Origin of the sequence: Frankia sp. CcI49 (assembly GCF_001983215.1) — a bacterium.
Taxonomy (GTDB): Bacteria; Actinomycetota; Actinomycetes; order Frankiales; family Frankiaceae; genus Parafrankia; species Parafrankia irregularis.
The window spans coordinates 166105-181488 of record NZ_MOWP01000029.1 but is presented as its reverse complement, the minus strand read 5'-3'; the positions used below and the strand labels follow the sequence as shown (position 1 = coordinate 181488).

9 protein-coding genes are annotated in these 15384 nt (G+C 69.9%); 1 reads left to right on the top strand and 8 read right to left on the bottom strand.

Annotated elements, in window-relative coordinates:
- Positions 1-1184: 1184 nt before the first annotated feature.
- Complete coding sequence (locus CcI49_RS26815; RefSeq protein ID WP_131831190.1) at positions 1185-1667, bottom strand: hypothetical protein; 483 nt, start codon at positions 1665-1667, stop codon at positions 1185-1187.
- Between the two features lie 325 nt (positions 1668-1992).
- Between CcI49_RS26815 and CcI49_RS26810 the strand changes: the two genes are divergently transcribed.
- Positions 1993-2385 carry a hypothetical protein gene (locus tag CcI49_RS26810; protein WP_131831189.1) on the top strand — a complete coding sequence of 131 codons (393 nt, stop codon included), beginning with the start codon at positions 1993-1995 and terminating at the stop codon, positions 2383-2385.
- A 146-nt stretch (positions 2386-2531) separates the two neighbouring features.
- On the opposite strand, the gene CcI49_RS26805 is transcribed toward CcI49_RS26810, so the two are convergent.
- The 7 genes from CcI49_RS26805 to CcI49_RS26775 form a co-directional block, all read right to left on the bottom strand.
- Positions 2532-8882, bottom strand: coding sequence for a TIR domain-containing protein (locus CcI49_RS26805; RefSeq protein WP_076830479.1), 6351 nt, complete (start codon positions 8880-8882; stop codon positions 2532-2534).
- A gap of 222 nt (positions 8883-9104) precedes the next feature.
- Positions 9105-10277, bottom strand: a complete 1173-nt coding sequence (locus tag CcI49_RS26800; RefSeq protein WP_235497534.1) for an acyl-CoA dehydrogenase family protein — start codon at positions 10275-10277, stop codon at positions 9105-9107.
- 2 nt (positions 10278-10279) lie between these two features.
- Positions 10280-11140, bottom strand: coding sequence for an STM4011 family radical SAM protein (locus CcI49_RS26795; RefSeq protein WP_076830476.1), 861 nt, complete (start codon positions 11138-11140; stop codon positions 10280-10282).
- Positions 11140-12435: an STM4012 family radical SAM protein gene (locus CcI49_RS26790; RefSeq protein ID WP_076830473.1), complete on the bottom strand. Its 1296-nt coding sequence runs from the start codon at positions 12433-12435 to the stop codon at positions 11140-11142. The genes CcI49_RS26795 and CcI49_RS26790 overlap by 1 nt, the downstream gene beginning before the upstream one ends.
- On the bottom strand, positions 12432-13232 hold the full coding sequence (locus CcI49_RS26785) for an STM4013/SEN3800 family hydrolase (RefSeq protein WP_076830470.1): 801 nt from the start codon (positions 13230-13232) through the stop codon (positions 12432-12434). Before CcI49_RS26785 ends, CcI49_RS26790 begins: the two co-directional genes overlap by 4 nt.
- 21 nt (positions 13233-13253) lie before the next feature.
- Complete coding sequence (locus tag CcI49_RS26780; protein ID WP_076830467.1) at positions 13254-14333, bottom strand: STM4014 family protein; 1080 nt, start codon at positions 14331-14333, stop codon at positions 13254-13256.
- Positions 14330-15295 (bottom strand): STM4015 family protein, encoded by a 966-nt coding sequence (locus CcI49_RS26775; protein ID WP_076830464.1) that lies wholly within the window; start codon positions 15293-15295, stop codon positions 14330-14332. Before CcI49_RS26775 ends, CcI49_RS26780 begins: the two co-directional genes overlap by 4 nt.
- Between the last annotated feature and the right edge of the window lie 89 nt (positions 15296-15384).

The window sequence follows — 15384 nt, the reverse complement described above, 5'->3', positions numbered from 1 at the left end:
GCCTGACGCACGCGGCTTTCGCGGCCTGGGCCCGTGCCGGGCCCTCGGCCTCGACCCGTCAGCGGCGAATCGCCGGGTGCACTCCAGCGATGGCGGCGGACGAGCGATGGTGGCGGGCGAGCGATGGTGGCGGGCGAGATAGTGGCGGACGAGGTCGATGCGTTCGGTGTGCGCGGCATCGGCGGCCGGTGCGCCTGGCCGCTCAGCAGGGACGACAGCAGGCCGAGGTGAGAATTCCGAAGTCGACGAACCGCCGCCGGGTCAGCGCCCGCCCGACAACCGCCGGACCTGTCGGACGATGGACGGCAGCACACGCACGACGCGTCCCGCGCGTTCCCCCCTCAGAGCTCCCCACCATGTCCACCAGAATGGTGGGAAATATGTGCGGTGTCGAGATCGGATTCCTGATCACACCGATAAGGAATCGCGATAGATCGTTCCGCGGAGCGCTCGGCGCCCGTCGGCCGTAGCACTCGCCGGCCTCGCCACCCGCGGACCACACTGCCAACCGATCCCACCGCCCGCCGCCCGCCGACACCACCCATCTCCACCCCGCAGCCCCTGGCCGTGCGCCGCAGAGCACACAGCAAGGTCCCGGGCTTCGGGCTGCGACTGCCGGCTGCGACCGCGGGCCGCGACCGCCGCCAGGCAGGAGTTGAGGATCGCGGTCATTCTGGTTTCTGGATCCGGTCACGGATCGGCACCGATCAAGATCGCCAGCCGGTTTGCGGGGAGGTTCGCACTCCATGAACTCGGCCGGACCTCCGGTAGCCCAGCCGCCCGGCAACCCCGGCCGCCCGGTTTGACGAGTCGCAAGAGTCCGCCCGGTTTGACGAGTCGCAAGGGTGAAGGATTCTGGTCGTCGGAACGACCAGAATCCTTCACCCTTGCGGGCCGCCAGGCGAATCTTTGCCCCTTTGGCCCCTCTTGGGATGAATTGCCGGTGCCGCGTGGCAGTGCGGGATCCTCGGTGGGTGGTCGTGCGACCGCACGTCGCCTCGCTGGACCCGTCGTCACACCTGCGCGAACGGGAAGGCGTGGCGCGATGCGGTGTCGACTCGGCCACACGACGGAGAGGGGCGAAGGACGCATGCCCGCCACCCCTCTCCGCAATGGTTAAATCCGGCGGTGGCTCTCCACCGGGCCGTTTATGTCGTCGCCGGCGTCTCAACTACCGAAACGAGTTATCGCCGGCAGTTGATGTTGACGGCCGTCGTGGTGAGCTTGCGAGCGTCGTCGGCAACGCCGATGACATCGACATCGACGATGCTGCGCCAACCGGTCAGACCGGTGGTGATACAGCCGGCGCGCTTGTTCGCTCGCCGGTAGGTGCCGGAGGCGAGCGTGGCGCTGACGGGGCCTCCCACGTTCCGCCACTTTCCGTCGCTGTAGAACTCCTGCAGCTGGATTGTGACGACCGCCCTGGTGGCCTTGCAGCTCCGGTTGACCCACCAGCCGTGCCCGGAGGCCTCACCGGCGGTGACGTGGACCCAGTCACCGCGCGTTTCGAATAGGCAGATAATGGAACGGCCGCCGTCAACAATCGTTGATTCGTTCACGATGTCGGTGCCGCCACCGCCGGTCGGCGCGGGCCCGGGGGCAGCAGCAGCCGCGTTCGCCGCCGTCGGCGATATCCCCAGCAGCACAACCACGGCCGCCGCCACCACGATCGACAGCTTACGGAAAAAGCGTTTCAAGACCTACCTCTTCCCAGACCCGCCCAAAGAACACGGTCGTCGCTTTCGCCGAAAACGAGAACGCAATGCGCATTCTGTGGTGAATTCTCGATGTCGGCATCATTTCGCGAGCGTTCAGCGAGAGTCAAGCAGAAAAATTCAGTGCACGGACTACAAATCAGGTAGGCGAGATGCGCCGCGACAGTTCTTTGCGCTGTGCCAGAAAATCCCGCCGAAGGCCAGATGAACGGGCGCGAGCACCGTGGTGAGGCCCGACACCGGGTACCAGCAGGGCAAATGGTCTACGGTCGACACCGTGAACGCGACGGTGACCGGCCTGGGAGCCTGGTGCGACTACGTGCCCGAAAACGATCCCCGGGTCCTCCGCTTCCAGGTCGAGGAGTTCGCGGTCCTTTCCGACGGGCGCCGCCTGACGCTGACCGCGGACCGGGGCTGGAGCAGTTCGCTCGCGGGCAGCCCCACCACTGACGACGCGTGGAGCTATCTGACCCTCGCCGAGGTCACGGAGACGGTGCTCGTCGTGGTCGGGCCGGACGAGGGCGACGAGGCAGCCGGCGCGCACCCCTGGGTGCTGTTCGCGCAGCGACTACGTGCCCAGGATGTGGACACCACCCCGGAGGCCCTTCGGGACCTTCCGTACGAGGTCGTCCTCAGCGAGCGTCTGCAGGCCAGGATTTCGGGCACCTGACCGACGCCCTCCCCCGCGTGATCTGGCGGCCGGAGCCTTCGGCGGAAGACGTCGGCCTCGATAATCGCCTCCACGTCGAGGACGAACCAGTCGACATCCTCGGGCCACGCATCATGGGCCGCGACCGCGCGGCGAGTCGTCGCCCATCAGCGGGCTGCCTTGGCAAGGGCGGCTTCGAGAAGTCTGCGCTCACGTTCGCCGGTGACACCCTCGATCTGGGCGCCGGCGCACTGGAGGGTGAGCGCGAGGTCGCGGGGATCCGACGGCTCGGCGAGGTCGTTCAGGTCGAAGACCGACAGACTTCGGTCGGCGCTTCCGGACACGAGGTACCGCGGGCCGTGGAAGAGAACGGCGGTCACCGCGGCACGGTGCTGCTGCTTCGACCAGAGGAGGGTGAGCGGTGTGGCGTCGGGCCGTGAGTCGATCCGCCACACCTCGACGGTGCCGTCAGCCTGGCCGACGGCGAGCAACCCGGATGCCCCGCCTCGGGTCGGTGTCACGTCGAAGCCGGTGATCCGCTCGCGGGGCAGGACGGTGACCTGGTGTGTCGCCCCGTCCGCAGCCCGCCGGGCGAGCGCGAGACGGCCATCGCCCCAGCCGACCACCGCGGTCGAGCCCGCGTCGACGAAGGCGCCGCCCGCAGTGCCCCTCGAGGCCAGGGACGTCGCACTCGACCGGCTGGCCGGGGAATAGCGCAGGACGCGATGCCCATCCGGGCGTTCCAGGCTGAGCAGCAGATCGCCTTCTGAGCCGCGCAGTCCCCGAAGGTCCAGGCGTGGGCGGAACTGGGAGGCCAGCACGAAGTCACCGTCGATCAGAAGGTAGACCTCGAGCCGGCCCGGCGAGAGGACCACGAGATCTCCGAACGGTCCCGTCGCGACGCCGTGGATCTCCTTCGGCAGGTCGGGCAGGAAGGTGCGGACATCCAGCCTGCCCCGCACGTCGAGCCGCCACCGGCGGACCTTGCGGTCGCTGTAGACGGCGTAGACGGCGCTCATGCCGCTGGCGGCAGTCCCTTGTGACAGGGCAAGCACCCGCGCCGTCTCCTCCAGCCGGACACCGGTCAGGTCCGCGCCCCGCAGATCCGTCTCGCGAAGGTCGGCGTTGTCGAGGTTCGCGAGCCGCAGGGACGATCCGCGGAAGTTCATGCCGCGCAGATCCGCGCCGGCCAGATAGGCGTTGTCGAGGTCGAGGCCCGACCAGTCGACGCGAGGCAGCGAACGCTGCAGGGCGAACAACAGCGAGATCGCGTTGCCGCCGCTGCTGCTGCGTGCGCCAAGGCGCACGGCCCCGCGCGCCAGGCCCGTCAGGCGCGTCAGAAACAGCGCCCGGTCCGGCTCGGCCTCGATCAGCAGCCGGACGAAGTCCATGACCTCCGGCTGAAGCGGCGCGGCCGCCAGCAGCTTCGTGGCATCACCGTCCCGCAGCGCCCGCAGGATCGCCCGGGCGAAGAAATACTCCCGCATCGACCGGTGGCAGAAATCGACCGGCCACCGGTCGGGATCGATGCCGGCGCCCTGGACCGGCTTGAGTAGCGAGCGGATGCCGACGCGCGCCCTGGCGTCGTCGGCGGCGTCCGAAGGGAGCGTGGCCACCGCGCCGTCACTCATCCGCCAGAGCTTCTCCGCCAGGTCACCGTCGGGCAGACGCAGCGAACGGAGTTCGATATGGGTCTTCTCCTCGAGATACAGCCTGGCCGCTATCTCCTCGAGGATTGTCTGGAGGTTCTCGATTGTCTCGGCGCGGGTGAGCTCCGCCTGGTCGTCGGCCAGATACTCGATCTTGCGACGGATGCTGCGCTCGACGTACGTCCGGTACAGCACCAACTCGTCGAAGTGGTCGTCCGGCAGCTCCGGCAGCGCCTCTTTGATCATCTCCAGGAACAGTGGCTTGCGGGCGACCCCGATCGGGTCGTAGAGGTGCGCCAGGCGGGCGAGTTTCTCCTCCGCGTCCACCCTGCGCGCGTAGGACTCCAGATGTTCGACAATCTGATCGCGTGGGGCGTGCGCCACCCTCAGGATCCTCGGCCCGCCGACACGGTCGAGGAACCGTTGCTGGTCACGCTGGCGCTCGAAGAACTGCGTCCGAGAAGTGATCAACAACTTGGAGCGCGAGAACAACGCGTGACAGTTCTCGAGCGCGTTGATGTTGTCACGCAGCGATGCGGGGTCCAGACGCACCGACATCTCGTCGAATCCGTCGAGGATCACCAGCGTCCTGTGACGGTCGCACAACTCCCACCAGTCGGCCACGCTCACGCCGATCTCGGCCAGGCGCCGTTCGAGCAGTTCCCGGGCATCGCGGACGTTGCGCAGTTCCTTGAGCGCGAGCCGCAACGGGATCCAGCCCGCGTCCGGATCACGCAGCGCCTCGGCGGACAGCCGCCGGCTCAGCAGGTAGGTGAAGAAGCTCTTGCCCTCGCCGAACTCCGCCAGCAGCAGAAGCGAGCCGGCCTCCCGGCGCCGGTTTTCCAGCCAGTCCCGGATCTCGGCGTCGAGCGCGCGCCCCAGCGGGGTCCCACGCTCATCGGCCGCCTTCGGCTCGACGAACTCCCCGAGCAGTTCACGAAAACGGTCGCGGTCCTCCTGACCGATGCAGTGCGGCGCGTCGGCGTGCAGGTAGTCACGCCAGACCGCCGGAAGCCGGACCGCCTTGGTCAACTCCGCACCGAGCCGGCCCACGACCGCTTCACGCGTCCCGGGTGAGCTGGGCGACCGCTCGCCGTAGACCGCCTCGTAGACGGCGGGATCGAGCGCAAAGAAATCCCGGACGCCCTTTCCGGGGCTCCAGATCCGGACGTCATACGGGTACCGGTGGGATTCGTTCCACGTGTCCACCCGGGCCCGCAGCTCATCCGTCGGCTCAYCTCGCGCCGAGATGACGACGAACTGGTCGATAGCGCCGTCAGCCCCTTCCTCGATCTCGGCCAGCCGGCCAGCCACGTCGCGCAGCGTCAGCGGATCTCCTGTGTTGCTGAGCTGCACATGACAGCGGACACCGCCATGCCCGGAGGCCACGGCGTCAAAGCTCGCGTCGTGCCCAAGCCACGGCCCGGACGTCCGCAGCCGCAGCCTGGCCAGCAGGTCGTCAGCCTGATCCGGACTGATCGTGAACAGCGACCCCAGCAGCCTGAGCAGGCGCTCCTCGACCGAACGGCTGGCAATCCCGTCCGACGGTCCGGCGCCGGTGGGCCGCACCCGCTCCCACTCATCCTGAGCGGACGGCTCGCCCGACCCACCGGACGTCCGCAGCTCGACTGCCCGCACGTCGAGCGCGAAGTCGTTGCCCGTCGCGAGCGCGGCCCAGACCCCCAGCAGCCACCGGCGTCGCTCGTCATCGGCCCACAGGATCTCCCGGAGCCCGTCGTCGAGCACGAATCCGAACTCGGCCTCCAGCGTGCCGGCGGCATCCCCCTGAACATCGGCCAGAATCTGGGTGATCTCCGCACGCACCGCGGCGGGATCGGGAAGCCTTCCGCCCTCGATCAGGCGCCGGCGGAAGGCCACCTCATGCGCCCCCGGGTCCGGTCCACCGCGGGCACCGGCGCTCTGCCCGGCCAGGGCGTATTCGACGCGGTCATCTGGCAGTGCCACGCTCAGCCACGTCGTGACGAGAATCCGGGTGGGTGCGGCGATCGGCAACGAGTCGAGCCCGAGCACCCAGCTGTCGTCGACGACCAGCAGGCAGGCCGCCCCCGCCAGCAGCAGGCCGAGCCTGCGCTCCCCATCCGCCTTGTCGTCAACCGGGCCCGTGTCACCGAAGGCGGCGAGAACGGCACGCGTGAGCGCCGCGAGGTCGCGGTCGGGGCCGCCCGGAACCCACACGATTCCGTCCGGGAACGCAGCACGCACCGCCGCGTCGTGGATGAGCGCGACCGCCAGCGTGGTCTTGCCCGATTCGGCCGGCCCCAGAATCGCCACCACGGGAGGCGAGGTCTCGTCGATCAGCAGGTCGAGAACCGACGCCACGTCCTCGCCCCGCGGTACGTAGGAGTCAGGGAGAGCAGGAAGATCCGTCAGCGATGGGATCGTCCGCACTCGTCCGCGCGGACCAGGCCCGGAGGCCGCATGGCGCATGGGCTCGGAGGGAGGGAAGGCCGGTGCCGCGGTCCCCGGGAACTCCGGAGGGTGCACCGGCCGTGCCGACCCGCTGACAGTCGCCTGGATGCGTTCGACGAGCACCCTGCGGGCGTCGTCCTCGGGCCGACCAAACAGGTCGATGGAGATGACACCGGCCAGGAACCCTGTCGGCTCGCACTGCTCGACGCGTACGGGCACCAGCCGGCGGCCATCCCCGGACAGGTCCGTGCCGAAGACCAGCTCCCATTCGGCCTGCGCGGAGGCCGACGCCAGGTAGCTGTCCGAGAGCAACACGATCGTGTGCCTGGCACCGCGGACGGCCTCCTGCACCATCCGCGTCCACCGGTTGCCGGCGACGAAGTCCCATGACTGAACCCGCACGCGGAAACCCGCCTGCTCCAGCTGCCAGCCCGCCCACTCGGCCCAGCCACTGTCGGCCGCGACATGCGAGACGTAGAAGTCCCAGCCCTCTTCGGGATCTCCGTCAGCACCGTCGTCAGGCGAATCCGCCTCCGCGGTCGAAGGCACCTCGACCTGCTGGATCACCCGGGGAGGCACACCAGGCGTGACCGTGGGAGGCGTGACCGTGGGAGCTTCGATCGGCTTCTCGGCCTGGTCTCGCGTCGGCGGAGAGTCTCCCCGCAGCCAGGCCCTGACCTCGGCCGCCTCCCAGCCCGACTCGACGTCGAAGGGCAACAGACCGCAGCACAGCAACCGCAGCCGCTCGTCGGCAACCGCCGCGAAATCCGGACGTCCTAGGGCCGGCCGACCATCGATGATCTTCTGTGTGTGCCGTTGTCGGTGCAGCTCGTGACCCGTGGCGGCGTGAAACACCATTTCGCCCAGCATCCGCCAGTCGCAGAGGCGGTCCATTCGGGCCGACCAGATGTTCGGCCAACGGCCACTCGGCAACATCCTGCTCCGAACAACGGTCGTATTGCCGAGCCAACCTGTCAGGACAATATCCAGGTCGTCGCCTGGTTCGTACCGATAGACGACGTTCCTATCGCGGAAAATTATGTTTCCCGGCTTGATTTCTGCACCGGTAAGGCCGTGGTCATGCAGGCTGACGAGCGCCGTCGTAACCTGGTCCACGATCCGCGTAATGGCCTTGACCGGCAGGAAGTCGTCAACCCGGGGATCGATGGTCAGATCCCTGAGGACATCGGCAAGGCTCACCCCGCGGACGAGCTCCTGCAACTCCCAGAATCGCTCGCGCGTGTCGAAGCCGAACTCGCGGACCGCGACGAGATGGCGGTTTGGCCTCACTCCTCTGGCCCGACCCAAAGCCGCCCTATTAACCTCGTGATATTCGGCTTGAATCTTGAGCAGCTGTTCTTCGCCGCCCTCCGACCGGACGACAAATAATTGCCCCGACCCGCGGCTCGGCAATCGGCGGGCTGCGGGAAACCGGGCTGCGAGTTCACCCGGCAGCATATCGGAAGCCGACGCATACCACGCCGACCTTGACGGTCCAACGTTGACGTCCATGGACCGTAGCTCGCCAGCCGCCGGGAGAACGTCCGTACCCGAAACCGACGGCCGTCCCGCCGGGAGCCGGCCTTCCGCAGCTTCGCGGATCTCCGGGTCCAGGTCGACCGCGATCCCTGCCTGCGCGAGCCAGCCCGGCCCGAACGCCGCCCCGGCCGCGAACGCGAGTTCGAGGGCGAACGCATGGGCCGTCCGCTGGCGGTCTCCGGGGTCGAACGCCAGCGCGCGCAGTACCACTTGACCGATCTCATTCGGCAGTTCAGCCAAAGGTGGCGGCATCTCGTCGCGGGAGCGAATCCACGCCCCAGGCAACGTCTCAAATGGAAGGCGTCGCGCAAGCATCTCGTAGACGGTGACACCGAGCCCGTATACGTCGTCAGTCGGACGCGGCCCAGCGCCCCGAAACTGCTCGGGCGCCATGTAGTTCGGTGTGCCGGCCAGAAGGCTTGGGCTGCCGACCACCGTCACGATCCCGAAGTCGATGAGCTTTAACTGACCGTCGCCGGCGAACAGGACATTTGCCGGTTTTACGTCACGGTGCACCAGGCCCCGTCTGTGAGCGAACTCAAGCGCGCCGGCCAGCGCCAACGCGACCGCACACGACCAGCGTGTCGACGTCGACCCTCTGCGAAGCCTGGAACGCAGATCCCCACCTGGCAGCAGCTCCATGATGATGAGCGCTGCGTCGTCCATGGACACGAGGTCGTAGACCTCGACGATGTGGGGGTGGCGCAGCTGCACAAGGGCGAAAGCCTCCGTCTCCGCCGCTCTCTCCCACCCCTCACTGACCGGCACCACCTTGACCGCGACCTTGCGGCGCAGCCGATCCGTCGCCGCGATGACCGTGCCAACTGCGCCTTGGCCGAACAGGTCACCCAGCTCATAGCCAGGTAGTGCCTCCTGAACATCAGCCCAGTCGAAATCCACAACAGCTACCGCCGCCCTACGTCGCTCACAGACTTCTCCGTACCAGCATCCCAGCCCGCCGAGCCGCAATTCTCGCAGGGCGGCAGCTCGTCAACAGGCCGGGCTTCTGCAGAAGCCTCGGAGCAGGGATGGCGCAGCTCGTCGGATGCCCTTTCCCGGAGCACAAGAACGCCTCCCATCGCCGTAATAGCGCCTGCGCCCCGTCGGCCTCTCGACGATTCCCTACTGGCCGAGCAGTCGGCGGCCCGCCGCCAGCAGCGCGGTGTCTTCCTGCGGCGGGTGGACCCGCACGCACAGGACGTCCCTCAGCAGACGCTCGAACGGGAGATGCCTGGTCAGGCCCGGGTTGCCCAGCACTGCGACCGCGGTTTCGACCGCGGCGATCGCCGACCGCGCGATCTGGACCTTCACCAACGGCAGCTGCGGCAGGTGGGCCGTCTCGCCGGCCTCGGCCCGCAGCTGCACCCCGAACAGGAGCGTCTCGGCCTGCGCGATCTGCGCGTCGATCTCTCCGGCCGCCGCCTGGATCCGCTCAGTCGTCGCGATCGGACGCCCGAGCGCGGCCGGCACCCGCTCCCGCGCGAACCGCGTGAACGCACTGCGGGCGGCCCGCGCCACCCCGACGTAGATCGCCGAATAGGCGAAGTTCGCCAGGGTGGTCATCGTCGACGGATCCCGGTACACACCGTCGGGCCCGCGCGGGATCTCGATGAACGCGTCGGCCGGCAGCCGGACGTCGACGTACTCCACATCGTGGGTGTTCGACGCCCGCAGGCCCAGATGGTCCCAGCTGTCACTCCAGCTGATGCCGGGCAGCTCCGCCGGGACGATCACCTGGCCGACCCGGGGCCGCCGCGGGTCACCGCCGGGTTCGTCCGCCACCACCCACACCACGTGGTACGACAGCGCCGCGCCGCCGGTGGCGTACGTCTTGCGGCCGTTGAGCACCCAGCCACCGTCGGGGTGGCGGCTCGCCGTGGTCCTCGGCAGCCCACCGCGGGACGGTGACCCCAGCTCCGGCTCCGACCGGACGGCATTGGCCAACGCCGGCCCCTGGACGCTGCGCCGCAACAGGTCGGCGTAGTAGTCCACCGGCCAGCTGTCGGCCGTCGCCTGCCGCTGATGGACGATGAGGTTGTTGGCCACGAGCAGCCCGACGGAGGCATCCCCCTCCCCGAGCGCGACCAGGATGCGCACGGTCTCCAACGCCCCGAGACCCGGACCGCCGTAGCGGGCGGCAACGGTCGCCGTCAGCAGCCCGGCCTGATGCGCCGCCTCCAACCCGCGCACCGGAATCGCCCCCGTGCGGTCATACTCCGCCGCGTAACCGGCGATCTGGGCCGTCACGGCCGCCAACGCCTCCGGCGAGAGGTCGGGCACGACCAGGTCAGGCACCCCTACATCATCGCGCCCTGAGGCCAGAGGGCGGGGATGCGTTCCAGGACTCCGCCGGCGAAGGTCCGGTACAGATCAAGCGTCTCCAGATGGACGTAGCCGATGTGGCAGTCGCAGACGTCCAGAGGGCACGGCCGGGGCCRCAGCGCCGGGCGGAACGAGCCGTCGTACAGATTCCCCAGCACGGCCGGGACGAAGTGGCAGYGCCGGACCGTGCCGGTGCCGTCCACGGACACGACGGTCTCGCCGGTGCGACAGGGCAGGCCACGGCTGGGGTGCGGGGTGCGGCTGTAGGCGAACAGCGGGTCGATCTGAGCCCAGTCGGCGGCCTCGCTGTCGGTGTAGGTGTGGCCGCTGGCCGCGTTCACCCACAGGTACACGTGCCGGGGCAGATCGGCGCGCAGGCGGCGGGCGGCGTCCAGGTGCTCGGGCTGGCCCACGATGCCGGCGCTGAAACGCACCCCGCGGGCGGCCAGGTCGACGCAGCGGCCGAGGAATCGTTCGTAGGGCACCTGGCTCGGGTGGTACGTGGCCCACAGCGCGAGCCGGGACGGATCAGCTTCGCTCGCCCAGTCGACGCGGTGGCTGAGGTTGGTCTGGATCGCGACGCGCTCGACGTGCGGGAGGTGGCTGAGCTCCACCAGCGCCCGCCGATACCAGGAGCGGGTGAGGCCTTCGCCCCACGGTGTGAACAGCACCGAGACGCCGTGCTTCTGCTCCCGGACCCAGCCGGTGAAACGCTCCAGCGCCGCCCGGTCCGCCCGCAGCTGCGCCGGGGTGTCGCGGCGCTTCGCGAACGGGCAGTAGGAGCAGTCGTAGTCGCAGCTGGCGAGCGGTCCGCGGTAGAGGATGGTCAGCTGCATCAGCGTGGGGTGTAGCTGGCCATCAGGGTCTTGACCCGGGGTGAGAAGAGCGCCGGGCCCAGGGCGTCGGAGTGGGCGAGGCCGTCGGGGGTCAGTCGGAGGCTGGTCGGGGTCTGCTCCAACCAGCCGCGGTCGGCGAAGGCGGTGAGGTCGAAGTCCGCGGTCACGTCGGTGTGGAAACGCTCCCGGTAGGCGATGCGGTCCAGGCCCTCGGCCTGCAGCAACGACTGGATCAGATGGCGCCGACGGCGCTCGTCGCCGGTGAGGGTGAAACCGACCCGGGCAGTGGTGAAGTCCGTCTCGTGCAGGTAGTCGTCCAGGATCGCACGCACCTGCCGGGTGCCCACCGCGTATTCGAACGAGTAGTGCAGATCCGAGGTGTAGGAGCGGGCTCCGCAGCCCAGGCCGACCATACCGTCGGTCTGGCAGCAGTACGCCAGCCCAGACGCGCTGTGCGGGGCGGGCTGTTCGTCGGTCGGGCGGCGGAACATCCGCATGGAGACCTGCTCGTAGCCGTGGGCCAGCAGGTGGTCTCGGCCGAGGCGGTACAGCCGGATGCGCAGGTCGTCCCAGTCGGTCTCGCGCCGGGCCAGGCCGGTCAGGGGACGGATGTACAGCGGGTACAGGTAGAGCTCCTCCGGGCGCCAGCCCAGTGCCGCGTCCAGGGAATGCAGCCAGGTGGCCGCGGTCTGGCCGTCGATGCCGTAGATGAGGTCGATGTTCAGCGTGGGGAAGCCGGCTCGGCGGATGCGTTCCAGGGCCGCCTCGACCTCGGCCCGCCGCTGGGGTCTCCCGGCCGCGCGGGCCTCGGCGTCCAGGAAGCTCTGCACGCCGATCGAGATGCGGGTGGTGCCACGTTCACGCAGGACGGTGAGACGGTCGGCGGTCGCGGTGGCCGGCGAGGTCTCCACCCCGAACGGGACGCTGCCCAGCGGTGCGAGGCGGGCGCTGATGTCGCAGAGCCGTTCCAGCTCGGGGGCGGCCAGGTAGGTGGGTGTGCCGCCACCGAAGGCGACGGTGGCGAACGCGGCGTCGCCCAGTGCGCCCGTGACCGCCGCGRCCTGGCGTTCGAGCGCGTCCAGGTAGGCACCCGTGAACTCCTCGGACGCCCCCGTGCGGGTGAACAGGTTGCAGAAGCCACAGCGCATCTCGCACAGCGGGACGTGCAGGTAGAGGAACAGCGCGGACCGGTCCTGCGCGGCCCACACGTCCCGCAGCGGGGGGCGGGGCGACAGCGGGCGGTAGGCCGTCTTGTGCGGGTACGCGTAGACGTACTGCTGGTATGGACCGATCATGCCAGCACGAACTCCCCGTATGGGACGGTCCAGACGACCTCGTGGCCGAGGCGGTGGCCGTGATGGCCGTCCTCGCCATACGCGGTCCCGTGGTCCGAGCAGACGATCACGAAGCAGGGGCGGCGCATCAGCGCGAACAGGCGGCCGAGCTGCCGGTCGACGTGGCACAGCGCCGCGGCGTGGGAGTCACGCGAGTCGCCCTGGTCGCGGGTGGCACCGGCCAGGTAGAACCAGTTGGGCTGGTGCAGCGCGGCCACGTTGAGCAGCAGGAACAGCCGCCGGTCGGGAGGAAGGCTTCGCATCACCTCGCCGACCCGGTCGATCTGGTGGGCCAGCGAGTCGGGGTCGGTCACGCCGAACCGGGGCTCCCAGTGGCTTTCGGTGAACAGGCCCGGCAGCACTGAGCCGAGCGGGCTGAGCTTGTTGAAGAAGCCCACACCGCCCACGCAGACAGTGTGATAGCCGATCTTCGCCAGGCCGGCCGGGAGGGCCGGGGCGTCGAACACCCAGGTGCCGGGTGCGGTGGTCTCGCTGCCGGGGAACCGCGCGGCGAACAGGCGCGGGTGTGGGCCGGGCCGCGCCGGGGTCGGCAGGAAGCCGGCGAGCATGGCGGCGTGTGCCGCGTAGGTGAAGCTGCCCGGGGTGTGGCGGCGTTCCCAGCGGCCGCCGGGCAGCAGGCCGCGGAGGGTGGGTGTCCGCCCGGCGGCGGCGAGTTCGGCCGCGACGTCGTAGCGCAGGGTGTCGAGCGTGACCAGCAGCAGATCGTGGGTGCCGACGGCCTCTTTCATGTCACGCATGCCGCCGTCGCCCCCGGCTGCTCATGCCGCCACCGCGTGTGCCGCCAGGGCCGCATGTACCTGAGCCGCGTAGGTGCCCAGGCCTTCGGCCCAGGTGCCCGGCAGCCCGGTGATGCCGGGCAGCAGATCGCCGAACGCGTTGACCTCACCGACCGCGACCCGCCGCCAGCCGATCTGCACAAGCAGGTCGACACCGACCATGAGGCTGCCGGGAAAGCACGCGGCGGCCCGCGCACACACGTCGAGCGCGCGCTCCCAACCGGTGGAGCCGAGGGCGTCGCGCACCGCGCTCACCGATCCCCGCGCCCCGCCGAGGTGCAGGTTGGTCATCGGGGAGCGGCTTGTCCGCACGACCACATGAGTCGGCTCGCCGGCGATCACCACCACCCGCAGGTCGAGGACACGCCCGCCGAGCGCGGCCTTGGGCAGCCACCGCTCCACGTGCAGCCCGTCCGGCGCCAGCTCGTCGATCAGCTGGGCCACCTCAGGCTCGGTCTCGTAGGCCCGGACCCGCAGCGCGTTGACGAGGCCGGTGCCGATGCGCGCGGCGGAGGTGACGGCTCTGACCCGCCCGCCGCGCGCGGCCCGCAGCGCCACGACGCCGGATGCGGACGAGCCGTGCGCCGGTTTGACGAACACCTGGCTCATGCCCGCCTGCGCCATCCGCGCCCGCAGGTCGGCATAGTCCTGGACGGGTGGCAGTGCCTCGGGGACGGGCACGCCCGCCGACCGCAGCCGGGCGTGGCAGCGCCTCTTGTCGCACATCACGGCGATCTCGTCGACGTCGCCGAGCGGCCGGGCGCCCGAAGCCGTGGCCGCGGCGGCGACGCGCCCCAGCCCCGCGGTGAAGGACGCGTACCACCGCGCGCCCCCGCCCACCCGGGTCGGATCACCGGGCCCACGCAGCAGTCTGTCCACCTCGGGGTCATCTCCCGGTGAGTCGATCCGCAGCAGCGAGCCGGGCACGATCCGCGGCTCGCCGCCGTGCAGCACCTGTGCCCAGCCGACGACCCGGGGTGCGGCCAGGCCCGCCGAGCGGCACGCGGCCGTGAACAGTTCGGTGCGCCGGTCGCCCGGGGCCCCCACCACGGTGAACATCATTCGGAGACCGCGGTGTAGAACCAGTCGTCCTCCGCCTCCTCCTGCTGACCGAGGTCGATCTCGACGCCGGGCAACGCGGCGCCGACACGGTTCATCGCGGCGTCGGTCAGGAAGTGATGGTGCAGGTCGAGCCGCTCGAGATGGGTGAGCGGCTGGCCGGACAGCAACGACTCGGCTCCCCGGTCGGTGAGGGTGCCCAGGGCCAGGCTGAGCGACGTCAGCCGCGCGACGATCGGCGCGCCCGCGACAGCCGCGGCGACCTCGTCCGCGATCTGGGCGTTCTCCAGCCCCAGATGCCGCAGGGCGGGCAGCCGCTCGCCGCCCAGGATCCCGGCGAGGTCGGCCACGGTCGCGTCACCGCCGTAGTTGTCGGTACCCAGCCACAGATCGAGGCGCTCCAGGGCGGGCAGGTCACTCCCGCCGACGGCCCGCACCACCGAGGCGGGCAGCCCGCCCGTCTCGAAGCGCAGCGTCCTCAGCGTGCCGCTGCGGACGGGGCTCAGCGCCAGCCCGTCGCTCCCGCGGACCCCCAGGTACTCCAGCGCGGGAAAGGCGCCGAACAGGCGGGTGACATCGGACTGCTCGATCCAGGAGATCTCCGCCTCCTCCAGCACGATGTCGCCCAGGAACAGCGCGCGCAGCGCGGGCAACCGGTCGGCCGCACCCACCAGCAGGTCCACCGGGTCGACGGTGTTCTTCGTGTCGTAGGACGCACCCCAGTAGCCGATGACCAGATGGGTCACCTCCGCGGGCGGGACCTCCGCCAGGAACTTCCCGAAGACGTCGCCGAAGCCGGGGCCCTCGAACCAGGTTCTGACCCGCCAGGCGACGTCACCGGTCGAGGCTCGCGTGCCCGGGTCGCCTGACCCGAAGTACCGATCCGACGACTCGCCTTCGTGCTCGTGCCGAAAATCGACCACCGGCCTGCCGGCGAGCTCGGTGAGATGCTCGTTGATGGTCATCTGGCCCCCTTCGCGGTGACTGTCGGGAACCGTCCTATCAGCTGCCACCGACTTGATCGGGCCGCCGGCCGCCCCGGCAGACCCGTCTG